Consider the following 21,598-nt stretch of genomic DNA (forward strand, 5'->3'; position numbering starts at 1 on the left):
GTGTAGTGCGGACCCGCCCCCCTGCGGCCGGCGCACTGCTGAGTAATCGATTAACCTAAACACATCTGAAGGCAAAAGGTTAATTTGTCCCTAACCGGCCTATTCCGGCGAGTCGCGGCGAATCGTCAGGGGTTGGCGGCCAAGTTGCGGAAGCGATCGGCGAAGAAGGCGATCAAGGTCTCGACGCGCGCGGGGCGCCTTGCACCCGGCGGGGTAAGTAAATGCAGCCCGATCGGCTGCCCCGCCCATTCGGGCAGGATCGTGACGAGCGATCCCGCGGCCAGATCCTCCTCGACGATGAAATCAGGCAGCCGCGCGATGCCGAGCCCGGCGCGCAATGCCGGCAGCATCGCATCGCCGCTGTCGGCGGCGAGCGGTCCGCTCGGGCGGATCGCCGCGACTTCGCCATTCGGCCCCTCGAACTGCCAGGTCGGGTTGGGGCGGTTGGTATAGGTGAAGCAGGCATGCTCCGCGAGCTGTGCGGGATGCGTCGGGGTGCCGGCGCGCTCCAGATATGCGGGGGCGGCGACGATATGCCCGCGCACGCTCGCCAGCCGGCGCGCGCGGAGCGAACTGTCGGGCAGGTCGGCGATCCGCAGCGCCACGTCGATGCCGGCGGCGATGATGTCGATCCGGGTGTCGGACAGCGTCAGGTCGATCTGGATCGCGGGATTGGCGAGCAGGAAATCGGCGATCGCGGGGGCGACGTGGCGGACGCCGAAGGTCATCGGCGCGGCGACCCGGACCAGCCCGGCGGGCGCGGTCGCGGCCTCGCGCGCGGCTTCCTCGGCGGCATGGCCCTCCTCGACGATTCGCTGCGCGCGTTCGGCGAGCGCCTTGCCGCTGTCGGTGAGCGTCAATTTGCGCGAGCTGCGGTGGAACAGCGAGGTGCCAAGCCGCGCCTCGAGCCGGGTGATCGCCTTCGACACCGTCGCCTTGCTGACGCCGATCGCGGTGGCGGCGCCGCTGAACGATCGCTGTTCGACCACCGCGGCGAAGATCGCCCATGCTTCTAGGTCGGGGAGCTGCATCGTGCCGGTGGGATAAGCGAACCGAAGCCGATCGGCAATTGCGCGGGCGTTTACCATATTCCCCTCGCCGCGCGGCCGCGATATGGTTGTGCGATCGAAACGACTTCGGCGGAGGGGACGATGCTGGGTAGCGTTGCTCTGGGGTTGGCGGTGCTGGTGGGGATCGGCGGCGCGGCGGGTGCCGCCCAGCCCGAAGCGGCGGCGCAGCGCTGGGATCGGCGCGACGATTTCGCGCTCGACGTCGGTCGCGTCGAGTATCCCGGCGGCTATTTCGTCGAGGGGCGGCGTGGCAACTGGATCGAATATGCAAGCGACGGGCGGGTGAAGGCGCGGTTCGTCGAGACCGGGCGCACCGACGGCCATATCGATCTCGACGATGCCACGCGCGACCTGCAGATCCGCCTGAATATTGGCGGCCGGGTGATCGAGATCACCGAGCGGCGCGGCGCGTGGCGGCGGTTGTACGCGATCAACGGCACGCGGCCGAGCGCCGGCGACCGGGCGGGGCGCGGCCGCTACGACCGGCGCCGCGATCGCTACGACGACCGCCGCTACGATGATCGTCGCTACGACGATGGCGAAGACATGCGCTCGCGCGACCTGGTGCGCGAGATCGCTGCCGGGGTGATCTTCAACCAGGTCGATGCTCAGGTGAAATGCCAGGGGGTGGCGATCCGCGAACGCGGCGAATGGACTGGCCAGTGGCGCACGATGCAGGGCCAGCAGGGCTTATGCGAAATACGCTATCGCCAATAGCCGGCGGCGAAACGAAGTGTTTCCATCGTTTCGATTTTCGTGACCATCGATCGCACCTATGTTCCCTTCAACACGAAAGGAACTCAGCGATGATCGACAAACGTTCGTTCGAAAGCCTGGGCCATGCCGACCATGGTTGGCTCAAGGCGCGCCATCATTTCTCGTTCGCCAATTATTACGATCCCTCACGGATGGGCTGGGGCAAGATCCGCGTCTGGAACGATGACGAGATCGCCGCCAATTCGGGCTTCCCGCCGCATCCGCACAGCGACATGGAAATCATCACCTATGTGCGATCGGGTGCGATCACCCACAAGGATTCGATGGGCAATGAAGGCCGCACCGTGGCGGGCGACGTCCAGGTGATGTCGGCAGGCACCGGGGTTCGCCACGCCGAATATAATCTCGAGCCCGAGACGACGCGGATCTTCCAGATCTGGATCGAGCCGAGCCGGCGCGGCGGTGCACCGTCCTGGGGTGCCAAGCCCTTCCCCAAGGAGCAGCGCTCGGGCCAGTTCGCGGTGCTCGCCAGCGGCTTTGCCGAGGATGGCGACGCGCTGCCGATCCGCGCCGAGGCGCGGGTGCTCGGCGCGACGGTGAAGGCGGGCGAAACGATCGACTATGCGATCGGCGAGGGGCGGCACGTGTATCTGGTGCCCGCCACCGGCGCGATCGAGGTCAATGGCGAGGCGGTCAATGCTCGCGACGGCGCGGCGCTGACGGGCGGCCAGACCGTCTCGATCCGCGCGACCGCGGAAGCCGAGATCGTGTTGGTCGATTCGGAATAGCGAAATCCCCCTCCCGCTTGCGGGAGGGGTTAGGGGAGGGCGTGTCCCGACGCGGTGCGCCCTCCGTGACATTCCCTCCCCCGACCCCTCCCGCAGGCGGGAGGGGAGAAGGGCTCAAGGAGATTGAAGATGGCAAAAGTTCTGGTGCTCTATTATTCATCCTACGGGCATATCGAGACGATGGCCGAGGCAGTCGCCGAGGGTGCACGCGGTGCCGGCGCGAGCGTCGATATCCGCCGCGTTGCTGAAACCGCACCGCAGGCGGTGGTCGAGGCGGCGCATTTCAAGACCGACAGCGCGCATCCGGTGATCGAAGGCCCCGACGCGCTGGCGGACTATGACGCGATCGTGATCGGTACCGGCACGCGCTATGGCCGGATGACCAGCCAGATGGCGGCGTTCCTCGACACCACCGGCGGCCTATGGGCGCGCGGCGCGCTCAACGGGAAGGTCGGCGGCGCGTTCACCTCGACCGCAAGCCAACATGGCGGGCAGGAGACCACCTTGTTCTCGATCATCACCAACCTGCTGCACTTCGGCATGACGGTGGTCGGGCTCGATTACGGCTTCCAGGGGCAGATGGGGCTCGACGAGGTCAAGGGCGGATCGCCTTATGGCGCGACGACGATCGCCGATGGCGACGGCAGCCGCCAGCCGAGCGCGGTCGAACTCGACGGCGCGCGGTATCAGGGGCGGCGGATCGCCGAGGTCGCGGCGAAGCTGTTTGGATAGAATCAGCCCACCGTTCGTCCTGAGTAGGGACTGAGCGAAGGCGAAGGCCCGTATCGAAGGAGATTGCCCCAAGCGGGCCGGTCCTTCGATACGCCGCTTCGACAAGCTCAGCGGCTACTCAGGACGAACGGTACGTCAAAAGTCACTCGGGCCGAGGCCTCGCCGGAAACGACTTGCGCGCCTGCGAGAAGGTAGCGCGCGCCGCCGTAGCCCCCGGCACCGCGGCGCTGGTGCCGACCCAGCGCCAATGCCACGGCTCCCACTTCATCTGCTGCTTGTTCCCCGCGGGAAACGACATTTCGAAGCCGTAGCGCGCGGCGTTGGCGATCAGCCATTTGCCCACTGGCGTCGCGGCGAAGCATGCGTCGGCATCGGGGCAGCCGCCGCGATCGGTAGTACCGAAATCGACGACATAGCCGGTGGCGTGTTCGCTATAGCCCGGCGGGGCAGATGCCCAGGCGCGGTCGCGAAAGCCCATGCTCCGGCCCGACAGGATCCCCGCGCAAAAGGTCTGCGCCTGGAACGCGACGCCGCGATGGCACGATACCGAGCGCAGCTTGCCCGCGACAGCCGGATCGGCGTTCGACGCGGCGATCAGCCGGTTGAGGTCGCCGAGCATCGCGGGATGGACGCGGCACGCGCCGCCGTCGTCGAGCGGGGGCGGGGCGGGCAGCAGCACGCTTTCGGACACGCCGGGATAGGGGAAATGGTTGAGCAGCCGCCCGTCGCGGGTGGGGGCGACGCTGCCGCGCTCGCACAGCGCGACCGGCGCGCGTGCGACGATCGGTGGCGGGGCGATAGCGACCGTGGGTGCCGCGACCGGCGGCGGCGGGGCGGGTGCGGCGACCTCCGCCGGCGGCGCGGCGCAGGCGGCGAGGGTGAGCGCTAGCGTCACCCCAAGCACCGTTCGCACTGAGCTTGTCGAAGTGCCGTTCTTCTCTTCGGCAGCCGAAAAGAAAAACGGTGCTTCGACAAGCTCAGCACGAACGGCGGATAGGAGGGTTCGCCTAGGGCCAAACATCCCTATAGGGGGGACCATGTTAAGCGACCGCATCCTGTTCATCGATGGCGAGGCACTGATCCTCGACAAACCCGCCGGCCTGCCGGTGGATTCGCCCCGCGACCGCAGCCCGAGTGTCGAATCGATGCTCGATGAGCTGACTTTCGGTTTCAAGCGCGTTCCTTTGCCCGTCCATCGGCTCGACCGCGACACCAGCGGCTGCCTGCTACTGGCGCGCAACCCCAAGGCGCACAAGCGGTTCCAGCAGGCGTTCGAACAAGGGCTGGTCACCAAGAAATATCTCGCGGTGCTCGACGGCGTGCCCGACGACGCGACCGGCACCGTCGACATGGCGCTGATCAAGGTCAGCACCGCCGAGACCGGCTGGCGGATGGTCGGAGATCCGCAGGGCAAGCGCGCGGTGACGCATTGGGAGGTGCTGCGCGAGCATCAGGGCCGCGCGTTGGTGGCCTTCACCCCCGAAACCGGGCGGACGCACCAAATCCGCGTCCATGCCTCGCACGGCATGGGGATCCCGATCGTCGGCGATCCGGTCTATGGCCGGGCCGATCAGCGGCTGGTGATGCTGTTGCACGCGGTCGAGCTGTCGGTGCCGCGCGAAGGCAAGCCGCCGGTCGCCGCTACCTCGGACCTGCCCGAGCGCTTTGCGCTGGCGGGGTTCGGGCCTGCGCCGGTTGCCAGTGCCGAGCCCAGCGACCAGCCGAGCGACCCGGCGGGTGTCTGACTATCGCATCCCCGACGAAGCGATCGTCGAGGAACGCTTCCTCGCCGCGACCGGGCCTGGGGGGCAGAATGTCAACAAGGTAGCGACCGCGGTGCAGCTGCGCGTCGATGTGTATCGGCTGGGGCTGGCGCCCTGGGCCTATGCGCAGCTGAAGACGCTGGCGGGCAGCAGGATGACCGCGGGCGGCGAATTGCTGATCACCGCGCGCCGCTTTCGTACACAGGACGCCAATCGCGAGGATGCGCGCGCGCGGCTGTCCGAACTGGTGGGGCAGGCGATGGTGCGCCAGGCACGGCGGATCGCGACCAAGCCGAGCCGCAATGCCAAGGCCAAGCGCGTCGATGCCAAGAAAAGCCGCGCGAGCGTGAAGGCCGGGCGCGGCAAGGTTTCGATGGACTGAGGGGAGGGGGATAGCCTTACCCCCACCCGTTCGTGCTGAGCTTGTCGAAGGGGCGGCCAGAACCATCAGCCCGCGCGCCATTGGAGATTGCGGGCCGCCCTTCGACAAGCTCAGGGCGAACGGGGTAGGGGTAGGCCAAACCAACGCATCCGAAAGCCCGCCATGTACGATTTCGCCATCACCGCGACCCAGAAATCAGACCTCTACCACGATCTCGCGCAAGCGCTCGACGCGCTGACCGCCGACGAGCGCGACGGCATCGCCAACATGGCCAATGCCGCGGCGTTGCTGTGGCAATATCTGCCCGACCTCAACTGGGCGGGGTTCTACCGCGTCGTCGGGGGCGAGCTGGTGCTCGGGCCGTTCCAGGGCAAGGCGGCGTGCATCCGGATCGCCTTCGGCAAGGGCGTGTGCGGCGCGGCCGCCGCGACGCTCGAGACGCAGGTGGTCGCCGACGTACACGCCTTCCCCGGCCACATCGCCTGCGATGCCGCCAGCCGCTCCGAGCTGGTGGTGCCGATCGTTCGCGACGGGGTGTTGCTCGGGGTGCTCGACCTCGACAGCCCGGTGCCGGGGCGCTTCGATGCCGAGGATGCGGTAGGGTGCGAGGCGCTGGTGGCGATGCTGGGCGACCGGCTCGACCTGCCCCGATAAGGGACGCCTGGCGACGCTCACGCGATTCGCGGCGACTCGCGACACCTGTTAAGATACCATTAACCCGCCGTGTTACGTGCGGCAGATGAGGGTGGCAGGCAGGGGAGCTGGGGATGCGAGGTCTGATGATGACGGCGGTGCTGGTTTCGGCGCTACCGATCGGGGCTATCGCCCAGGCGACGCAGCAGCGCGCCACGCCCGGCATCGCCCCAACCCCGGTCGTCCGTGCGCCGCTGGCACCGCGCCCGTTGATCCAGCCGGCGCGCTGGGGGGATCGCTATCAGGGTCGCTGGCATGCCGGCTATCGCGCGCCCGGCGGCTGGACAGCCTATCGCCGGCCGGTGCGCGGCTTCGGCGTGCCGCGTTACTGGATCCAGCCGAGCTTCTACATCGCCGATTTCGCGGGCTATGGGCTGGGCGCGCCGCCGCAGGGCTATGGCTGGTATCGCTATTATGACGATGCGGTGCTGATCGACCAGGCGGGCTATGTCCATGATTCGGTCGCCGGGGTCGAATGGAACCGCGACGGGCGCGGCTATGTCGATCGTGCCGAGCCGTATCGCGATACGGTCTATGCTGCCCGGGCGACCGACGATGCCCCGATGATGGGCACTGTCGCCGGCGCGGCGATCAACCGCGCCAACGATCGCGGACCGCAAGCGCCACCCCCGCCGCCCAGCCAGCGCCGCGGCGCCGATTATGCCGCGGCTTCGGTGCCGATTGCGGCGCCGCTGCGCGCGGATGTCCGCTACGGCGAGCGCGGCGAGGTCGTCCAGCCGCTGCCCGGAACGATGGTCGACAACGCCCCGGGAACGGTGACGACTCGCACCTATCGGCCGCGGGTGATCACCTCGCAGCGCACGGTGATGACCACCGCGGGCTATGTCGCCAACGGCTATTACTACCCGCCGGTGATGACGACGACGATCACCTATGGCCAGCCCGCGACGACGACGGTCAGCGAGGGGTCGGGGCGCCCCTGACCGCGTCGTCGGTGGAGACGGCACGGTCGCCCAGCAGCCGTATGCGCGCGGGCAGCTGATCGAGGATCGCCTGCCGCGCGGCGTCGTCGCCCGCCGACCAGCCGGCGATCTCGCTACCGCTGCGCCCGCACCCCAGGCACCAGCCGGTCGCCTTGTCGAGCGTGCACACCAGGTTGCACGGGCTCGCCATCTTCGGCGCAGGAAAGGCGATGAAGTCGGCGGCGGCCATTGCGTGCTTCAGCGGTTCAGCGTGACTTCCAGGAACGCCGGGAACGGGCCGTTCCAGCCATCGTCGGGCTGATCGTCGGCCTGGCGTTCGTGGCGCGCCGGACGGTCGCCGCGGCGCGAGCGGCCCTCGTCGCGCGAGCGGCCCTCTTCACGCGAACGTCCGGTTTCCTGCGGCCGCGCTTCGTCACGCGGGCGGCGCTCTTCGCGCACCGGGCGGACGATTTCGGCGGGCAGCGGATCGTCGAGAATAGGCTCGGGCAGGACTTCGGCGATCTCGGGTTCGAAGCTCGGCGCGTTCGTCCGTGGCTTGGCACCGCGGCGCGGCGAACGCTCGCGGCGCGGGCTGTCGGCGGCGGGCTCCCTGGCGGCGGGCGTTTCGACCGCTGCGGTGGCGGGGGCCGACAGACGCTCGATCTTCTGCCCCTGCAGCTTCTCGATATTCGCGACGTTCTCGGCGTCCTCGGGGGTCACGAAGGTGTAGGCGACCCCGGTCGCGCCCGCGCGGCCGGTGCGGCCGATGCGGTGGACATAATCATCGGGATGCCAAGGCGCGTCGAAATTGACGACGTGGCTGACCCCCTTGATGTCGAGCCCGCGCGCGGCGACGTCCGACGCGACCAGGATATTGACCTCGCCGCGCTTGAAGCGATCGAGCTCGGCCAGCCGCGCCGACTGGTCCATGTCGCCATGGATTTCGCTCGACGCCAGCCCCGAGCGGCGCAGGCTCTTGTTCAGCTCGCGCACCGTCGTCTTGCGGTTGCAGAAGATGATCGCGGTGCGCACCTCTTCCTGCTGGAGCAGCGCGGTCAGCGTCGATCGCTTGGCGTCGGACTTCAGCGGCACCAGATATTGGGCGATGCTGAGGTTGCTCGACGCTGGGCGCGACACCTCGATCATCTTGGGATTGTCGAGGAACTTGTCGGCCAGCTTCTTGATCGGCGGCGGCATCGTCGCCGAGAACAGCAGCGTCTGGCGTGCCTTGGGCAGCTTGGTGCAGATTTCCTCGATATCGGGGATGAACCCCATATCGAGCATCCGATCGGCCTCGTCGATCACCAGCAGCGAGCAGCCGGTGAGCAGGATCTTGCCGCGCCCGAACAGGTCCATCAGCCGGCCCGGCGTCGCGATCAATACGTCGACGCCCTTTTCGAGCGCCGCCATCTGGTCGCCCATCGACACGCCGCCGATCAGCAGCGCCATCGAAAGCCCCGAATATTTGCCGTATTTCTCGAAATTCTCGGCGACCTGCGCGGCGAGTTCGCGCGTCGGCTCGAGGATCAGCGAACGCGGCATCCGCGCGCGGCTGCGCCCCTGCGCCAAGATGTCGATCATCGGCAGCACGAACGACGCGGTCTTGCCGGTGCCGGTCTGCGCGATGCCGATCAGGTCGCGCATCATCAGAACCGAGGGGATCGCGCTCGCCTGAATCGGCGTCGGCTCGGTATAACCCGATTCATTGACGGCACGCAGTAGTTCGTCAGACAGGCCGAGATCGGCAAAGCTCATGCGAATGTCCGGAAATCGCGGGCGCGCGATGCACCCGCAGGTTCGGAGCGGGTCGCGGATTTGCGCCGGATTGTCAAGGTTCGCGCGTCAGCGCGCGGGCACCAGCGACCGGAAACCCTCGATCCGGCACGTGCTCCCCGATGCCGAGCGGATCGTGTCGCGCTGCGCGCACAACCGCCCGTCGCTGGTTCGCGCGACGGTGAAGCCCTGATAGAAGCCGAGCGCCGGGCAATCGCCGTCCAGCTTGGCGCGCATCCGCTTGCCCCCCGCCAATACCAGGTCGACGCTGTCGGGCCGCGTGATCGCTGCGCCTGCGAGCGACTCCATCGGCACGCATTGTTCGCTGCGCTGTTCGACCCAGCTGATCGGCGGCAGCGGCGCTGCCGAGGCGATCGGGGTGCGCGGTATCGATATGCGCGTGACGCGGATCAGGATCCGCTGGCGGACGCGAACGGTGGCCGGCTGGGCGGGTTCGGCCGGGCGAAGCTGCGCTTGCTGCGCCGGCGCCGCCCCGATCCAAAGGAGCATTGCCGTCAAAAAAGGAAACGGTATCGCCAATACATGCACCATCGTGCGCGAAACTTGCGGAAATTGGGTTGAACGTCCGATGAATTGCTCGCGCGTCGGCAACTATGCTACGCGCTGCGCGACCATGACGCCAGCCCAGACCCTGATGATCGCGGCGGCGCGCGCGCGCCTGGGCGAACGCGCGGTGATCGACGATCGAGAGCTGATCGCGCCCTGGCTGACCGACTGGCGCGGCCGCTATCATGGGCAGGCGCCGGCGATGCTCCAGCCCGCCGATACCGCAGGCGTCGCCGCGATCGTCGCGCTTGCCGCCGAATATGGCGTGGCGCTGGTGCCGCAGGGGGGCAATACCTCGATGGTCGGCGGCGCGACCCCGCCATCCGATGGCAGTGCGCTGATCCTGTCGCTGCGCCGGCTGAACGCCGTGCGATCGGTATCGCAGAGCGAGGGCCGCGCGGTGGTCGAGGCGGGGGTGATCCTCGCCGATCTGCAAGCTGCCGCCGACGCCAGGGGGATGCGCTTTCCGCTGACATTGGGCTCGCGCGGATCGGCGACGATCGGCGGACTGGTGTCGACCAATGCCGGCGGCACCCAGGTGCTGCGCTTCGGCACGATGCGGCGGCTGGTGACGGGGATCGAGGCGGTGCTGCCCGATGGATCGGTGCACGACGGGCTGTCGTCGCTGAAAAAGGACAATCGCGGCTACGACCTCGACCAGCTGCTGATCGGCGCCGAGGGGACGCTGGGGATCGTCACCGCCGCCGCGCTGACCTTGGTGCCCGGAATCGCGGTGCGCGCGGTCGCCTGGGCGGGGCTTCGCTCGCCCGAGGACGCGCTGGCGCTGCTGCGCCGGATCGAGGCGCGCACCGAGCTGGTCGAAAGCTTCGAGATCATTCCCGGCGACACGCTGGCGCTGGCGATCGCGCATGTCCCCGGCGGCCGCTCGCCCGTCGTGGGCACGCATCGCTGGCACGTGCTGATCGAGGCGGCGAGCGGCGATCCGCAGGCCGATCCCGCCGCGACGCTCGAAACGCTGCTCGCCAATGCGATCGCCGACGGGCTGGTCGCCGATGCGACGATTGCCGCGAGCGAAGCCCAGGCCGCGGCGTTCTGGACGCTGCGCGACTCGCTGTCGGCGGCCGAACGCGCGACCGGACCGGCGGCGCAGCACGACATCTCGGTCCCGGTGCCCGCGATGCCGCGCTTCATGATCGAGGCGGCGGCGGCGGTCGAGGCGCGGTTCCCGGGTACCCATGCCACCGCGTTCGGCCATCTCGGCGACGGCAATGTCCATTTCCACGTCCGCGCGCCCGCGGGTGCCGATCCCGCGCGCTGGTATGCGCACGACGCGCCGGTCGCGACGCGCTTCGTCCACGACCTGGTCGTCGCGGCGGGTGGGTCGATCTCGGCCGAACACGGCATCGGGCAGATGAAGCGCGACGAACTGGCGCGGCTGGGGCCGCCTTCGCGGCTGGCGGCATTGCGCGCGATCAAGACCGCGTTCGACCCGCAGGGGCTTTTCAACCCAGGCAAACTCGTGTCCCTTGCGCGCGACCTGCCCGCCACCTAGAGCGCGGCGAACTTTATTCGTCCGGGAGAGTAAGATGGCCACCGTGCCGCAGTCGCAATCGCTGCCCCTTTTCTACAACAACCTCGAGCCGCTTTCGAGCCAGACCCACGCCGATTTCCGCGTGCGCCCGGCCAATGTGGCGCCGTTCCTCGCCAAGCATCACGCGGTTCCACTGACCGTCGAGGAATTCCCGCTGGTCCAGCGCCGGATGCCGATCGTGTTCTCGATCGGCGACGATCCGGTGCCGCTGGCGCTGATGGGGCTCAACGAAGGCGTGAACACCTTCATCGACGATGCCGGCGCGCTGGTAGACAACGAGGTTTATGTCCCCGCCTATATCCGCCGCTATCCCTATCTGCTCGCCAAGCTGCGCCCCGACACCGACGAATTGTCGCTGTGCTTCGATCCGACGTCGGACACGATCGGCGCGTTCGAGGATGGCGAGCGCCTGTTCGAGAACGGTGAGCCGACCGAGCTGACCAAGGGCATCCTCAACTTCGCCGAGCAGTTCGAGCAGGCAGGCCAGCGCACCGGCCAGTTCATGCGCGAGCTCAAGGAATTGGGCATCCTGATGGACGGCGAAATCTCGATCCAGCCCGAGGGCGCGCAGCCCTTCGTCTATCGCGGTTTCCAGATGGTCGACGAGAAGAAGCTGAACGATCTGCGCGGCGACCAGCTGCGCAAGCTGACGCAGAACGGCATACTGCCGCTCGTCTATGCGCACCTGTTCTCGCTCAGCCTGATGCGCGACCTGTTCTCGAAGCAGATGCAGCAGGGCAAGATGCCGCAGCAGGCGCCGCCGTTGAACGCCCAGCCGCTCAACTGATGCACATCCGTCGCGGCCGTCGATAACGACGGTCGCGGCGCCGATTTGTCTTTGATTTGCAACGCTTGGGCGAATGTCGCCCGAAAGCCTTGAAGCGCCAAAACCCATCGCCTATATCGGTCTTACGCGATCTCGTGTCCCCCCTTTCGCGGGATCGTGCGACGCGCCTTTCAGGCGTGTCTCCTCCCTGAACCTTGGCCACCTCGTACGTTTTCGTACGGGGTGGTTTTTTTATGCGGCGGTCGCGGTCATTCGGCGGCGGCAGCGACCGGGGTGATCTCGTCGAGCAGCGCGTCGATCATCGTCCGCAGGATATGTCCCAGCCGCTGCGCGCCCGCGTTGGGGGTCAGGGTCATAGGATCGAGATACAGCGTGCGATCGAATTCGATCTGCACCGCATGGATGCCCGCAGCGGGGGCGCCGTGCGCGTCGAGGATATGCCCGCCGGCATAGGGTGCATTGGTCGCGATCCGCAGCCCGCTGACGGCGGCGGCGCCCTCGATCCGCGCAAGGTACGGCGCTGCGGCGCTCTGGCCGAAGCGGTCGCCCAGCACGATCCGCGCCGGCGCTTCGCCCGCCAGCGTGGGCATCGAATGGATGTCGAGCAGCACCGCGACGCCGAAGCGCCGCCGCGCCGCCGCCAGCGCGGCTGCGAGCGCTGCGTGATAGGGCCGGTGATCCGCGACGATCCGCGCCATCACCTCGTCGCCGCGCAGCCGCCGCCGCCACACGTCGCCCGAGACCCCCGCGCGCCGCGGGACGAGCCCCAGTCCGCCCTTGAGCTTGGCCGATTCGAACGGCATCATGCTGGCCGAGACACCCTCGTCGATCCGCCGATCGCGCTCGTCCTCACTGCGGTTAAGGTCGATCCAGGCGCGGGCGCGGCGCGCGACCAGCATCGTCTCGTTGCGGCGTGCGGCATGCGCGATCGAATCGACATGGCGGTCTTCGAGGGGGAGCAATGCCGCCAGCGGCAGCCGGATCGCCGCCAGCATCGCCGCGGGATATTCGCGCCCGGCATGCGGCACCGACAGGACCACCGGCGATGCGGGCTCGGCAGGGCCGAACCGATCGAAACTCGGCGATGCTGTGCTGCTGGTCACCGCTTCGTTGCTAAACGCTGCCAATGGCGCCGACAATGCAGTATCGGGGCCGCATTCGCGCCGGGATCAACGCGGCACCGGCTGGAATATATTAAGGGCTTGTCGCATAGGATGGGCAAGGCGCCGGGGCCGGCGAGAGACGGGGACGTGATGTACAGGATTTTGCTGGCCGAAGACGACAACGTCATGCGCGAATATCTGACGCGCGCGCTCGAACGGTCGGGCTATGCGGTCAGCGCGGTCGATCGCGGGACCGCGGCGATCCCGTTGCTCGAGACCGAATCGTTCGACCTGCTGCTCACCGACATCGTGATGCCCGAGATGGACGGGATCGAACTCGCGCAGCGCGCGGGCGAGATGGCACCCGACATGCGGGTGATGTTCATCACCGGCTTCGCCGCGGTGACGCTGAAGGCGGGCAAGGCGGTGCCGCATGCACGCGTGCTGTCGAAGCCGTTCCACCTGCGCGACCTGGTGCTAGAGATCGACCGGTTGTTCGAGAGCGAAACCGTTCCCACCCATAATTGATGCGCCGCAGGGGCCGCGCAGGCGTTTACCCGCTTGCGCCCGGCGGCGACCCTCGCTAATGGCGTCGCTCCCACTGGGGGCGCGTAGCTCAGTGGTAGAGCACTGTGTTGACATCGCAGGGGTCGCAAGTTCAATCCTTGCCGCGCCCACCATAAAAAGCCTCGGTTATCTGCGGATTTCCGGGGCTTTTTATCGCCCGCTGCACATGGGTCAAAGGTTCGCGATAACCCCACCATGTGAAAGCGCCCGCCGTCGGAATCAAAGATCCGAGTTCGTCGAGGACACGCGGAGCGGTCGTTCGCGATCATGCCAAGGCGGTGTCGAGGTGGGCGGGGCGGACGAAGCAATCGGCCGCCCGCGTTAGCCGCGCTGTTCCGCGCCAAGCAGCACCGCTTCTACGACTCGGCCTAAGGATAGCGAGCGTCCAAAAAGGGCAGTCTTGGATGTTGTTTTGAACAAGGCTGTGCGTTGGCCGTTAATTCGTCGCGACGTTTGTGTTGCGTTCAAAGGAGAAATTTATGGGCTTCAAATCTTTAGTGATGGCGTCAGCCGGCCTCGCCCTCGTTGCAGCGCCGGTCGCTGTAACCGCCGCGCCCGCCAACCCTGCATCGAGCCTTTCGGTTTCCAAGTCGGTACGCGCAGGAACGAGCACTTCGAAATCAAACGGGGTCGCTGGCATGAGCACGATCCCGCTGGTCATCCTTGCCGGCATGGTAGCTGGCGTGGCGTACCTCGTCATCGATAAGGAGAACGACGACGACGTTCCCGATAGCAACTGAGTCATAACGCGGGGCGCCGGTGATCACCGGTTGCCTATGTGGGAGGCGCCTTGTCACGTTTTTTTGGCAAGGCGCCAAACCATCCCGGCGGGGCAACGGCTCCCTCGATTGATTCGGATGCTGCAAGCCGCTTGAAATAAGACGAAAGCTGTTTCAGCGCATGACGGCGGATTTCCGCGGCAGTAGCTGGGAGGATTGCGGCATCGCTGAGGACAATGCCCATTTGGGGCTAGCTGCGCGTTCAAGCATCGACGATTCGATCGCCTATTTGCTCGCGGCGCATCCGCAGGCCGGATGGCGCGCGCATGCCAATTTCGGGCAGCTCGCCGATTTCTGGCTGCACGTCCACGGATCGCTGCGCGGCGAGGGCGCCGAGGTAGCGCGCGTCGTCGATCGGTTTCGCGACCGCCAGCTCGATCCTCATGCCTTCGAGCGCGCCTTCGTCCCACGGCTCAACGGCTTTCTCGGCCATCTCGAACAGCATCACCAGATCGAGGACGCGGCCTATTTCCCCAAGTTCAAGACGATCGATCCGCGGATGGTCGCCGGCTTCGACCTGCTCGAGGCCGATCACGCGCTGATCCACGAACTCCTGCTCAATACCGTCGACGATGCACGCGCGCTGCTCGCTGCGCTCGCGCTCCCCGGCGACGCCGGCCTGCGCGCGGCCGATGCCTATGCCCAGGGCGCCGACCGCTTTCTCGCGCTGATGCTGCGACATCTGGCCGACGAGGAGGAAATCGTCATCCCCGCGTTGCTCGAACATGGCGAGCGACCGTTGCTGTAACCCTTTCGAACCGATGCAGCGGCCCAACGCGAGACCGCGCCGAAGACCATTTGCGATCCGCCGAAAGCGCGGAAGCGCGCCTTCAGGCGGCGAGGCGTCCGGGTGCCACTTTCAGTGTCACGACAAGCCCGCTCTCGGCCCAGTCGTAATCGATCGCGCCGCGCAAGTGTCCGGTTACGCTCCGCTCGACCAGCTTGCTGCCGTAGCCGCCCTTTCCCGATGGCGGTTCCACCCTGGGGCCGCCGCTTTCGGTCCATACGATCGTGACGGCTTCGTCCTGCGCCGAACACGAAACGTCTAGCGTACCGTCGTCGACCGACAGTGCGCCGTATTTGAGCGAGTTGGTGGCCAACTCGTGAATCACCAGCGCCAAGATCGTTGTCGCCGAATCGCCTACGCTCATTCGGGGCACCGATACGCGGATACGCCCGCTGAACGCGCCCAGATCGTCATACGGCGCAAGCAAGACGGTCAACAAATCGCCCAGCAACGCCGACGCGGCCTTCGTCTGCCCCGGGACCGGGCGAACCAGATCATGCGCGCGCCCCAGCGCGGTAAGCCGAAGCGTCAGTTCCTCGGCCATTTCGGTCGTAGTCGAGGTCAACCGCGACGATATCGCGGCAAGCCCCGAGGCGATTGCGAGCAGGTTCTGCACCCGATGACTCATCTCCCCAGCCAGCAGTTCGCGGCCTTCCTCTGCCTGTTTCCGGCCGGTCACGTCGATGAAGATGCCGAACATTATCCGGCTTACCATGCCGGCATCGTCGCCCTTGCCGCGCGCCGATATCCATTTGAGCTCGTCGCCGATCATGATCCGAAAATCGATCTCATAGGGGCCGATGATCGCGCGCGTCGCATTGAACGCCGCGCGGACCCGGTCGCGATCGGCGGGGTGGATGTGCGCCGATAAATCCTCGAAACTCACATCGGTGGCGCGGGGGATTCCCCAGAGATCATAGGCATGATCGTCCATCGCCAGCGCATCGGTATCGACGTTCCAAGACCAGAGCGTGACCCCCGCTGCTTCGATCGCCCTCACCAGGTTCTTCGGTTCCCACAACAGCGGCTTGAGCGTTTCGGCGGTACTGGTCATTGCATCTCCGCATGCGCTTGGCGCACGTCATACCTTTGCTAGCGTATTGCGGGGCGCCTTCGCACACCGGCAGCCTTGCCGCAACCGAGCCTCGGTTCGACGCGCAGGCGACACATCTCGACCACCGCACTAGCCGAGAACGCGCTCGCGGCCGCCGGCTCGCGCGGATGGGTGCCAAATGCTGCGCAATCACTGCGATAGGATTGGCGCGCCCGGAGGGAGTCGAACCCCCGACCGAGGAGGTAGAAGCTCCTTGCTCTATCCAACTGAGCTACGGGCGCGCACCGCCTTCCCCTAGCCGATTTCGCGTGGCGAGGAAACGCCGCGGCCGCACGCGAACCGGGCGTCGCGATGGACGTTGAAGCGGCTTGCCGTTGCCCGGCGGATCGCGGATGAAGCTCGATCGAAGGGGTGGGCGATGCACGAGCAGGACAGCATGAAGGGGCCGGCGGCGATCCCCGCCGACAGGATCGGCGGCGGCGGCTTTCGCTATTTCGATTTCGTGATGGCGGCGTTCGTCACTATCCTGCTGCTGTCGAACGTCATCGGCGCGGGCAAGGTGTCGGCGATAGACGGCTTCGTGTTCGGCGCGGGGATCCTGTTCTTTCCGGTCAGCTATGTGATCGGCGACGTGCTGACCGAAGTCTATGGCTATGCCCGCGCGCGCCGGTGCATCTGGGCGGGGTTCGGTGCGATGATCTTCCTGGCGGTGATGTCGGCGGTGGTGGTGGCGATGCCGCCCGCGCCCGGCTGGGAGGGGCAGGCGGCCTATGAGGCGGTGTTCGGCGCGGTGCCGCGGATCGTGCTGGCGTCGATCGCGGCGTTCTGGGCAGGCGAGTTCGTCAATTCCTATGTGCTGGCGCGGATGAAGCTGCTGACCCAGGGCAAGCATCTATGGTCGCGCACGATCGGATCGACATTGGTGGGGCAGGGGGTGGACAGCCTGATCTTCTATCCGCTGGCGTTTTTGGGGGTGTGGGACACCGCGCAGGTCTTCACCGTGCTGGTCACCAATTGGGGGCTGAAGGTGCTGTGGGAGGCGCTGCTGACCCCGGTCACCTATGCCGTCGTCGGCTGGCTCAAGCGCCGTGAGGGGGTCGATGTGTTCGACCAGGGCACCGACTTCACCCCGTTCCGCACGCGGGTTTGAACATGGGCGCACTGGATACCGCCAAGCAATGGGCGATGGGCGTTGCCGGCCTGGGGAAGGACGCGCTCCATGTCTATGTCGGGCTGCTGGTTTTGTTCGCGGCGGCGGCGCTGCTGCGGCGCGGGGTCGGCAGCGCGTTGCCGCTGGCGATCGTCGCTGCCGTCGCGATCGCCGGCGAGATCTGGGACGCGACCGACCGCATTCGCGGCGGGATCGCAATCACCCCCATGGGGCATTGGCACGATGTGTGGAACACGATCTTCTGGCCAGCGGTGCTGACGATGCTCGCGCGCTGGACCGGCATCTTCCGCGCCAGCGGTGGTGGTCGCCGGCGCCGCCGCTAGCCCGCGTCAGGCAATCGCGGCGAGCAGCCCTTCGAACAGGCGGCGGCCGTCGGTGCCGCCGTGCGCGGCTTCGATCCGGCGTTCGGGATGCGGCATCATCCCCAGCACATTGCCGCGTTCGTTGAGCACGCCGGCAATGCCGCGCGCCGAGCCGTTGACGTCCTCGGCATAGCGGAAGGCGACCCGGCCTTCGCCTTCGAGCCGGTCGAGCGTCCCGGCATCGGCGAAATAGTTGCCGTCGTGGTGCGCGACGGGGACGGTGATCGCTTCGTCCGCGTCATAGCCGCGGGTGAAGATCGACTGGTCGTTGGCAACGCTCAGCCGCGCGTCGCGGCAGACGAAATCGAGGCCGGCATTGCGCATCAGCGCGCCGGGCAGCAACCCGGTTTCGGTGAGGATCTGGAAGCCGTTGCAAATGCCGAGCACCGGCAGGCCCTTTTCGGCCGCTGCATGCACCGCAGCGACGATCGGCGATCGCGCGGCGATCGCGCCGCAGCGCAGATAATCGCCATAGGAAAAGCCGCCGGGCACCGCGACCAGGCCGATGTCGGCTGGCAATTCGGTGTCGCCGTGCCACACCATCGTCGGCGCCACCCCGGTCACGTCGTGCAGCGCCGTCGCGATGTCGCGGTCGCAATTCGATCCGGGGAAGACGATGACCGCGGTCTTCATGCCAGCTTCTCGACTCGATAATTCTCGATCACCGTGTTGGCGAGCAGCTTGCGGCACATATCGTCGATCGCCTGGTCGCTGGTGTCGTCGGCGACGTCGAGCTCGAACAACTTGCCCGCGCGGACATCGGCGACGCCGGCGAAGCCGAGCGACCCCAGCGCGTGCTGGATCGCCTTGCCCTGCGGATCGAGGACGCCCGATTTGAGCGTGACGATGATGCGAAGCTTCATGGGGTGCGCCTTCGGGTGATGCGGAATGTCGCGGTCGCTATGCCGCGATGGGGCCGGGGCTGCAAGCAAGCACCCCGTTCGTTTCGTGCGCTGCCGGGCAAGCGCGGGGCTTATCCGGCAGCGGTTTCTCGACTTCGCTCGAAACGAACGGGGGTATTGGCCCGCTAGTGCAGTCTTATTTGCCCCGGCGCTTGCGGTGGGTTTCGAGGTCGAGCACCGCCGAGTCGGCGTCCTCGGGGAGCAGGCCCAGCCGGCGCGCGACTTCCTGATAGGCCTCGACTTCGCCGCCGAGATCGCGGCGGAAGCGATCCTTGTCGAGCTTTTCGCCGGTGGTCATGTCCCACAAGCGGCAATTATCGGGGCTGATCTCGTCGGCCAGGATGATCCGGCTGTAATCATTGTCCCAGATGCGGCCGAATTCGAGCTTGAAGTCGACCAGCCGGATGCCGATCCCGGCGAACAGCCCCGACAGGAAGTCGTTCACGCGGATCGCCAGGTCGGCGATGTCGTGCAGTTCCTCCTGCGCCGCCCAGCCGAAGCACAGGATATGCTCTTCGGTGACCAGCGGGTCGCCCAGCGCATCGTCCTTGAGGCAATATTCGATGATCGTGCGCGGCAACTGGGTGCCTTCCTCGATCCCCAAGCGCTTCGACATCGATCCGGCGGCGACGTTGCGCACGACGACTTCGATCGGCACGATCTCGACCTGGCGGATCAACTGCTCGCGCATGTTGAGGCGGCGCAGGAAATGCGTCGGCACCCCGATATTGCCGAGCAATGTGAAGACATGCTCCGAAATTCGGTTGTTGAGCACGCCCTTGCCGCTGATCGTGCCCTTTTTCTGCGCGTTGAACGCAGTGGCATCGTCCTTGAAATACTGGATCAGCGTGCCAGGCTCGGGACCCTCGTAAAGGATCTTGGCCTTGCCCTCATAGATTTGGCGGCGGCGTGCCATGGGCGGAACCCCTGAAAATGAGAGACCCCGGCGGCGCTCGGCTTTCGCCGCGCGTGCCGGGGCATGTTGACCGCGCATATATCGAAACGAATGCGGCGGCGCAATCAATCGTGCCGAAGGACTTGGGCGAGCACTTCGCCCGCGCGGACGATGTCGGCATAGCCGATATAGAGCGGGGTCAGGCCGAAGCGCAGGATGTCGGGATCGCGGAAATCGCCGATCACCCCGGCGTCGATCAGCCGGCCCATGATTGCGCGGGCATCGGCGTGGCGAAAGCTGATATGGCTGCCGCGCTGGCCGGCGTCGCGCGGCGAGACGCATTCGAGGCCGAGCGCATCGCCAATGCCGGCGAAGACGTCGAACAGGGCCGCGCTCTTGGCGGCGAGCACCTCGATCGAGATGTCGGCGATCGAATCGAGCCCGGCCTCGAGCGCGCCCATCGCCAGCATCGCGGGGGTGCCGGTGCGCCAGCGTTCCATGCCGGGGCCAGCTTCGTACGGATCGGCGAAACCGAACGGGTCGGCATGGCCCATCCAGCCCGAGATCGGATTGTCGAACCCCGCCTGATGCCGCTTGGCGACATAGAGGAAGGCTGGCGCACCGGGGCCGCCGTTGAGGAATTTATAGCCGCAGCCGACCGCGCAATCGGCGTTGGCTTGGGTGAGGTCGACCGGCACCGCGCCCGTACTGTGGCTCAGATCCCAGCAGATCAGCGCGCCGGCTTCGTGCGCGCGCTTGGTCCAGGCGGGCATGTCGAAGCGCTGCGAGGTTTTGTAATGTACATGCGTCAGCAGCACGACCGCGGTGCGATCGTCGATCGCTTCGGCCAGCGCCTCGCGCGGCACTGCGCGCAGCGTCGCGCCGGGGACGCAGGCGACCGCCCCCTCGGCGATGTGCAGGTCGGAGGGGAAATTGCCCGCCTCGCTGACGACCACCGTCCGCGTCGGATCGTGACGAAGCGCGGCGACGATCAGCTTGAAGAGATTGGTCGAGGTCGAATCGGCGACGATCACTTCGTCCGCCCCGGCCCCGATCCAGCGCGCGAGCTTGCCCCCGATCCGCGAGGGGCTGTCCATCCAGCCCTCGCCCCAGCTGCGAATCAGCCGCGCGCCCCATTGGCGCTCGATCAGGTCGGTCTGCGCGGCGACCGTCGCGCGCGGCAGCGGCCCCAGCGAATTGCCGTCGAGATAGATCACGCCTTCGGGCAGCACGAACCGTTCGCGCAGACCGCGCAGCGGATCGGCGGCGTCGCGGGCGCGGGCTTCGTCGAGCGTCATCATGGCTGGAGCGCCTTGCGGATCGCGCGCTTGGCCTGGCCCCAAGCAGCGGTTTCGGGGGCGATCAGTTCGACATGGCCGGTGCCGGGCACGATCGTCAGCGTCGCATCGTCGCCCGCGGCGCGCGCCGCAGCGTCGAAGCCTTGCGGCAGGCGGATCGGAATGATCCGGTCCTCGCGCCCGACGATCTGGGTGTGTGGCACGCCGATCGGCAGCAGCCGTGTGACCGAGGTGTCGGCATAGACGTCGCCGCGTTCGGTGGGCGAGGGGCCGACCAGCTTGCCCACCACCTCGACGCCGCAGCCATTGTCGGTCGCGGCGGCGGTGGCTTCGAGATCGGGCAGGCCGCCCAGGCTGACGACATGCGCGATCGGCAGCGGATCGTCGGTGCGAAGCGCGCTGCCGGCGGGGAGCTTCGGGCGCGCCGCAAGCCACAATGCCAGATGGCCGCCGGCCGAATGCCCGACCGCGACGATTCGCCGGGTATCGAGCCGGTATTTCGCGGCATGCGTCCGCAGCGCGTCGGTCGCGGCCGCGACGTCGTGGAACGTCCCCGGATAGCCGCCGCCGGGCAGATCGATCCCGCGATATTCGACGTTCCACACCGCGATCCCGTCGCGGCGCAGATCGTCCGAAATCCAGTTCATCAGGCTGCGATCGGCGATGCTGCTGGTCCAGCAACCGCCATGGACCATGACGACGGTGGGGTGCGGGCCGGTGCCCGCGGGCAGCCAGACATCGACCTTGTGCATCGCATCGGCGCCATAGGCGATCGTCGCATCGGGCGCGGGCTTGGCGCGCTCGGTGAGCGCGGGCCAGCGCATCGGGGTGAAGCCGCCGTTAGCGGCCGGCGGCGGGGTGGTGGCGCAGCCGGCAAGCAGCAGGGCAGCGAAGAGGGCGGGACGAAACATTGCTGGTCGTTACGACCTTCCG

General features: G+C 67.2%; 26 protein-coding genes and 2 tRNA genes. 15 read left to right on the plus strand and 13 right to left on the minus strand.

The window, feature by feature from the left end; translation table 11 throughout:
• Nucleotides 1-125 precede the first annotated feature (125 nt).
• Nucleotides 126-1,031, minus strand: coding sequence for a LysR family transcriptional regulator (locus NMP03_RS00250; RefSeq protein ID WP_256508159.1), 906 nt, complete (start codon nucleotides 1,029-1,031; stop codon nucleotides 126-128).
• 120 nt (nucleotides 1,032-1,151) lie between these two features.
• Here NMP03_RS00250 and NMP03_RS00255 point away from each other — a divergent pair, with 120 nt between their 5' ends.
• From NMP03_RS00255 to wrbA, 3 genes are all read left to right on the plus strand, one after another.
• Nucleotides 1,152-1,787: a mannan-binding lectin gene (locus tag NMP03_RS00255; protein ID WP_256506567.1), complete on the plus strand. Its 636-nt coding sequence runs from the start codon at nucleotides 1,152-1,154 to the stop codon at nucleotides 1,785-1,787.
• A gap of 89 nt (nucleotides 1,788-1,876) precedes the next feature.
• A complete protein-coding gene (locus tag NMP03_RS00260; protein WP_256506568.1) occupies nucleotides 1,877-2,575 on the plus strand; it encodes a pirin family protein in 699 nt (232 codons plus the stop codon).
• A gap of 129 nt (nucleotides 2,576-2,704) precedes the next feature.
• On the plus strand, nucleotides 2,705-3,307 hold the full coding sequence (wrbA, locus tag NMP03_RS00265; RefSeq protein ID WP_256506569.1) for an NAD(P)H:quinone oxidoreductase: 603 nt from the start codon (nucleotides 2,705-2,707) through the stop codon (nucleotides 3,305-3,307).
• Nucleotides 3,308-3,449: 142 nt separating this feature from the next.
• Here the strand turns inward: wrbA and NMP03_RS00270 are convergent, their stop codons facing one another.
• A complete protein-coding gene (locus NMP03_RS00270; RefSeq protein ID WP_256506570.1) occupies nucleotides 3,450-4,220 on the minus strand; it encodes a M15 family metallopeptidase in 771 nt (256 codons plus the stop codon).
• Nucleotides 4,221-4,344: 124 nt separating this feature from the next.
• Between NMP03_RS00270 and NMP03_RS00275 the strand changes: the two genes are divergently transcribed.
• From NMP03_RS00275 to NMP03_RS00290, 4 genes are all read left to right on the plus strand, one after another.
• Nucleotides 4,345-5,052, plus strand: a complete 708-nt coding sequence (locus tag NMP03_RS00275; RefSeq protein ID WP_256506571.1) for an RluA family pseudouridine synthase — start codon at nucleotides 4,345-4,347, stop codon at nucleotides 5,050-5,052.
• On the plus strand, nucleotides 5,045-5,452 hold the full coding sequence (gene arfB / locus NMP03_RS00280; protein ID WP_256506572.1) for an alternative ribosome rescue aminoacyl-tRNA hydrolase ArfB: 408 nt from the start codon (nucleotides 5,045-5,047) through the stop codon (nucleotides 5,450-5,452). The genes NMP03_RS00275 and arfB overlap by 8 nt, the downstream gene beginning before the upstream one ends.
• Nucleotides 5,453-5,614: 162 nt before the next feature.
• Complete coding sequence (locus tag NMP03_RS00285; protein WP_256506573.1) at nucleotides 5,615-6,106, plus strand: GAF domain-containing protein; 492 nt, start codon at nucleotides 5,615-5,617, stop codon at nucleotides 6,104-6,106.
• Nucleotides 6,107-6,219: 113 nt separating this feature from the next.
• A complete protein-coding gene (locus NMP03_RS00290) occupies nucleotides 6,220-7,089 on the plus strand; it encodes an RcnB family protein (RefSeq protein WP_256506574.1) in 870 nt (289 codons plus the stop codon).
• Here NMP03_RS00290 and NMP03_RS00295 read toward each other — a convergent pair.
• The 3 genes from NMP03_RS00295 to NMP03_RS00305 all read right to left on the minus strand — a co-directional run bounded on the left by NMP03_RS00295 (nucleotide 7,064) and on the right by NMP03_RS00305 (nucleotide 9,351).
• Entirely contained in the window at nucleotides 7,064-7,318 is a 255-nt protein-coding gene (locus NMP03_RS00295) for a DUF1289 domain-containing protein (protein WP_256506575.1), read from the minus strand. The genes NMP03_RS00290 and NMP03_RS00295 overlap by 26 nt on opposite strands.
• A gap of 8 nt (nucleotides 7,319-7,326) precedes the next feature.
• Nucleotides 7,327-8,823, minus strand: a complete 1,497-nt coding sequence (locus NMP03_RS00300) for a DEAD/DEAH box helicase (protein ID WP_256506577.1) — start codon at nucleotides 8,821-8,823, stop codon at nucleotides 7,327-7,329.
• 87 nt (nucleotides 8,824-8,910) lie between these two features.
• Complete coding sequence (locus tag NMP03_RS00305; RefSeq protein WP_256506578.1) at nucleotides 8,911-9,351, minus strand: hypothetical protein; 441 nt, start codon at nucleotides 9,349-9,351, stop codon at nucleotides 8,911-8,913.
• Nucleotides 9,352-9,475: 124 nt separating this feature from the next.
• On the opposite strand from NMP03_RS00305, the gene NMP03_RS00310 reads away from it, so the two are divergent.
• A complete protein-coding gene (locus NMP03_RS00310) occupies nucleotides 9,476-10,921 on the plus strand; it encodes an FAD-binding oxidoreductase (RefSeq protein ID WP_256506579.1) in 1,446 nt (481 codons plus the stop codon).
• A gap of 34 nt (nucleotides 10,922-10,955) precedes the next feature.
• Nucleotides 10,956-11,747, plus strand: coding sequence for a SapC family protein (locus NMP03_RS00315; protein ID WP_256506580.1), 792 nt, complete (start codon nucleotides 10,956-10,958; stop codon nucleotides 11,745-11,747).
• Between the two features lie 248 nt (nucleotides 11,748-11,995).
• Here NMP03_RS00315 and NMP03_RS00320 read toward each other — a convergent pair whose 3' ends face one another.
• Complete coding sequence (locus tag NMP03_RS00320; RefSeq protein WP_256506581.1) at nucleotides 11,996-12,850, minus strand: N-formylglutamate amidohydrolase; 855 nt, start codon at nucleotides 12,848-12,850, stop codon at nucleotides 11,996-11,998.
• Nucleotides 12,851-13,000: 150 nt separating this feature from the next.
• On the opposite strand from NMP03_RS00320, the gene cpdR reads away from it, so the two are divergent.
• From cpdR to NMP03_RS00340, 4 genes are all read left to right on the plus strand, one after another.
• The gene (cpdR, locus tag NMP03_RS00325) at nucleotides 13,001-13,378 is read left to right on the plus strand and encodes a cell cycle two-component system response regulator CpdR (protein WP_256508160.1); all 378 of its coding nucleotides are present in this window, start codon (nucleotides 13,001-13,003) and stop codon (nucleotides 13,376-13,378) included.
• A 77-nt stretch (nucleotides 13,379-13,455) separates the two neighbouring features.
• Nucleotides 13,456-13,530: transfer RNA gene (locus NMP03_RS00330), tRNA-Val, on the plus strand.
• A 366-nt stretch (nucleotides 13,531-13,896) separates the two neighbouring features.
• Nucleotides 13,897-14,157: a hypothetical protein gene (locus NMP03_RS00335; protein ID WP_256506582.1), complete on the plus strand. Its 261-nt coding sequence runs from the start codon at nucleotides 13,897-13,899 to the stop codon at nucleotides 14,155-14,157.
• Nucleotides 14,158-14,317: 160 nt separating this feature from the next.
• Nucleotides 14,318-14,944 carry a hemerythrin domain-containing protein gene (locus NMP03_RS00340; RefSeq protein WP_256506584.1) on the plus strand — a complete coding sequence of 209 codons (627 nt, stop codon included), beginning with the start codon at nucleotides 14,318-14,320 and terminating at the stop codon, nucleotides 14,942-14,944.
• An 82-nt stretch (nucleotides 14,945-15,026) separates the two neighbouring features.
• Here NMP03_RS00340 and NMP03_RS00345 read toward each other — a convergent pair whose 3' ends face one another.
• Nucleotides 15,027-16,037: a sensor histidine kinase gene (locus NMP03_RS00345; RefSeq protein WP_256506585.1), complete on the minus strand. Its 1,011-nt coding sequence runs from the start codon at nucleotides 16,035-16,037 to the stop codon at nucleotides 15,027-15,029.
• 204 nt (nucleotides 16,038-16,241) lie between these two features.
• Nucleotides 16,242-16,318, minus strand: a tRNA-Arg gene (locus NMP03_RS00350).
• 155 nt (nucleotides 16,319-16,473) lie between these two features.
• Between NMP03_RS00350 and NMP03_RS00355 the strand changes: the two genes are divergently transcribed.
• Nucleotides 16,474-17,187 carry a queuosine precursor transporter gene (locus NMP03_RS00355; protein WP_256508161.1) on the plus strand — a complete coding sequence of 238 codons (714 nt, stop codon included), beginning with the start codon at nucleotides 16,474-16,476 and terminating at the stop codon, nucleotides 17,185-17,187.
• 2 nt (nucleotides 17,188-17,189) lie between these two features.
• Nucleotides 17,190-17,531: a hypothetical protein gene (locus NMP03_RS00360; RefSeq protein ID WP_256506586.1), complete on the plus strand. Its 342-nt coding sequence runs from the start codon at nucleotides 17,190-17,192 to the stop codon at nucleotides 17,529-17,531.
• 6 nt (nucleotides 17,532-17,537) lie between these two features.
• Here the strand turns inward: NMP03_RS00360 and purQ are convergent, their stop codons facing one another.
• From purQ to NMP03_RS00385, 5 genes are all read right to left on the minus strand, one after another.
• Nucleotides 17,538-18,203, minus strand: coding sequence for a phosphoribosylformylglycinamidine synthase subunit PurQ (purQ, locus tag NMP03_RS00365; protein ID WP_256506587.1), 666 nt, complete (start codon nucleotides 18,201-18,203; stop codon nucleotides 17,538-17,540).
• Nucleotides 18,200-18,433, minus strand: a complete 234-nt coding sequence (gene purS / locus NMP03_RS00370; RefSeq protein ID WP_256506588.1) for a phosphoribosylformylglycinamidine synthase subunit PurS — start codon at nucleotides 18,431-18,433, stop codon at nucleotides 18,200-18,202. Before purS ends, purQ begins: the two co-directional genes overlap by 4 nt.
• 175 nt (nucleotides 18,434-18,608) lie before the next feature.
• The gene (purC, locus tag NMP03_RS00375; protein ID WP_256506589.1) at nucleotides 18,609-19,388 is read right to left on the minus strand and encodes a phosphoribosylaminoimidazolesuccinocarboxamide synthase; all 780 of its coding nucleotides are present in this window, start codon (nucleotides 19,386-19,388) and stop codon (nucleotides 18,609-18,611) included.
• 104 nt (nucleotides 19,389-19,492) lie between these two features.
• Nucleotides 19,493-20,665: a kynureninase gene (gene kynU / locus NMP03_RS00380; protein WP_256508162.1), complete on the minus strand. Its 1,173-nt coding sequence runs from the start codon at nucleotides 20,663-20,665 to the stop codon at nucleotides 19,493-19,495.
• Nucleotides 20,665-21,576 carry an alpha/beta hydrolase gene (locus NMP03_RS00385; protein WP_256506590.1) on the minus strand — a complete coding sequence of 304 codons (912 nt, stop codon included), beginning with the start codon at nucleotides 21,574-21,576 and terminating at the stop codon, nucleotides 20,665-20,667. Before NMP03_RS00385 ends, kynU begins: the two co-directional genes overlap by 1 nt.
• Nucleotides 21,577-21,598: the final 22 nt, after the last annotated feature.

It is taken from the genome of Sphingomonas qomolangmaensis (assembly GCF_024496245.1).
GTDB classification, from domain to species: Bacteria; Pseudomonadota; Alphaproteobacteria; order Sphingomonadales; family Sphingomonadaceae; genus Sphingomonas; species Sphingomonas qomolangmaensis.

Coding starts and splice junctions, on each gene's coding strand:
- NMP03_RS00250 (WP_256508159.1), bottom strand. CDS start 1,031: ATGCAGCTCCCCGACCTAGAAGCATGGGCGATCTTCGCCGCGGTGGTC.
- NMP03_RS00255 (WP_256506567.1), top strand. CDS start 1,152: ATGCTGGGTAGCGTTGCTCTGGGGTTGGCGGTGCTGGTGGGGATCGGC.
- NMP03_RS00260 (WP_256506568.1), top strand. CDS start 1,877: ATGATCGACAAACGTTCGTTCGAAAGCCTGGGCCATGCCGACCATGGT.
- wrbA (WP_256506569.1), top strand. CDS start 2,705: ATGGCAAAAGTTCTGGTGCTCTATTATTCATCCTACGGGCATATCGAG.
- NMP03_RS00275 (WP_256506571.1), top strand. CDS start 4,345: ATGTTAAGCGACCGCATCCTGTTCATCGATGGCGAGGCACTGATCCTC.
- NMP03_RS00285 (WP_256506573.1), top strand. CDS start 5,615: ATGTACGATTTCGCCATCACCGCGACCCAGAAATCAGACCTCTACCAC.
- NMP03_RS00290 (WP_256506574.1), top strand. CDS start 6,220: ATGCGAGGTCTGATGATGACGGCGGTGCTGGTTTCGGCGCTACCGATC.
- NMP03_RS00295 (WP_256506575.1), bottom strand. CDS start 7,318: ATGGCCGCCGCCGACTTCATCGCCTTTCCTGCGCCGAAGATGGCGAGC.
- NMP03_RS00300 (WP_256506577.1), bottom strand. CDS start 8,823: ATGAGCTTTGCCGATCTCGGCCTGTCTGACGAACTACTGCGTGCCGTC.
- NMP03_RS00305 (WP_256506578.1), bottom strand. CDS start 9,351: ATGCTCCTTTGGATCGGGGCGGCGCCGGCGCAGCAAGCGCAGCTTCGC.
- NMP03_RS00310 (WP_256506579.1), top strand. CDS start 9,476: ATGACGCCAGCCCAGACCCTGATGATCGCGGCGGCGCGCGCGCGCCTG.
- NMP03_RS00315 (WP_256506580.1), top strand. CDS start 10,956: ATGGCCACCGTGCCGCAGTCGCAATCGCTGCCCCTTTTCTACAACAAC.
- cpdR (WP_256508160.1), top strand. CDS start 13,001: ATGTACAGGATTTTGCTGGCCGAAGACGACAACGTCATGCGCGAATAT.
- NMP03_RS00335 (WP_256506582.1), top strand. CDS start 13,897: ATGGGCTTCAAATCTTTAGTGATGGCGTCAGCCGGCCTCGCCCTCGTT.
- NMP03_RS00340 (WP_256506584.1), top strand. CDS start 14,318: ATGACGGCGGATTTCCGCGGCAGTAGCTGGGAGGATTGCGGCATCGCT.
- NMP03_RS00345 (WP_256506585.1), bottom strand. CDS start 16,037: ATGACCAGTACCGCCGAAACGCTCAAGCCGCTGTTGTGGGAACCGAAG.
- NMP03_RS00355 (WP_256508161.1), top strand. CDS start 16,474: ATGAAGGGGCCGGCGGCGATCCCCGCCGACAGGATCGGCGGCGGCGGC.
- NMP03_RS00360 (WP_256506586.1), top strand. CDS start 17,190: ATGGGCGCACTGGATACCGCCAAGCAATGGGCGATGGGCGTTGCCGGC.
- purQ (WP_256506587.1), bottom strand. CDS start 18,203: ATGAAGACCGCGGTCATCGTCTTCCCCGGATCGAATTGCGACCGCGAC.
- purS (WP_256506588.1), bottom strand. CDS start 18,433: ATGAAGCTTCGCATCATCGTCACGCTCAAATCGGGCGTCCTCGATCCG.
- purC (WP_256506589.1), bottom strand. CDS start 19,388: ATGGCACGCCGCCGCCAAATCTATGAGGGCAAGGCCAAGATCCTTTAC.
- kynU (WP_256508162.1), bottom strand. CDS start 20,665: ATGACGCTCGACGAAGCCCGCGCCCGCGACGCCGCCGATCCGCTGCGC.
- NMP03_RS00385 (WP_256506590.1), bottom strand. CDS start 21,576: ATGTTTCGTCCCGCCCTCTTCGCTGCCCTGCTGCTTGCCGGCTGCGCC.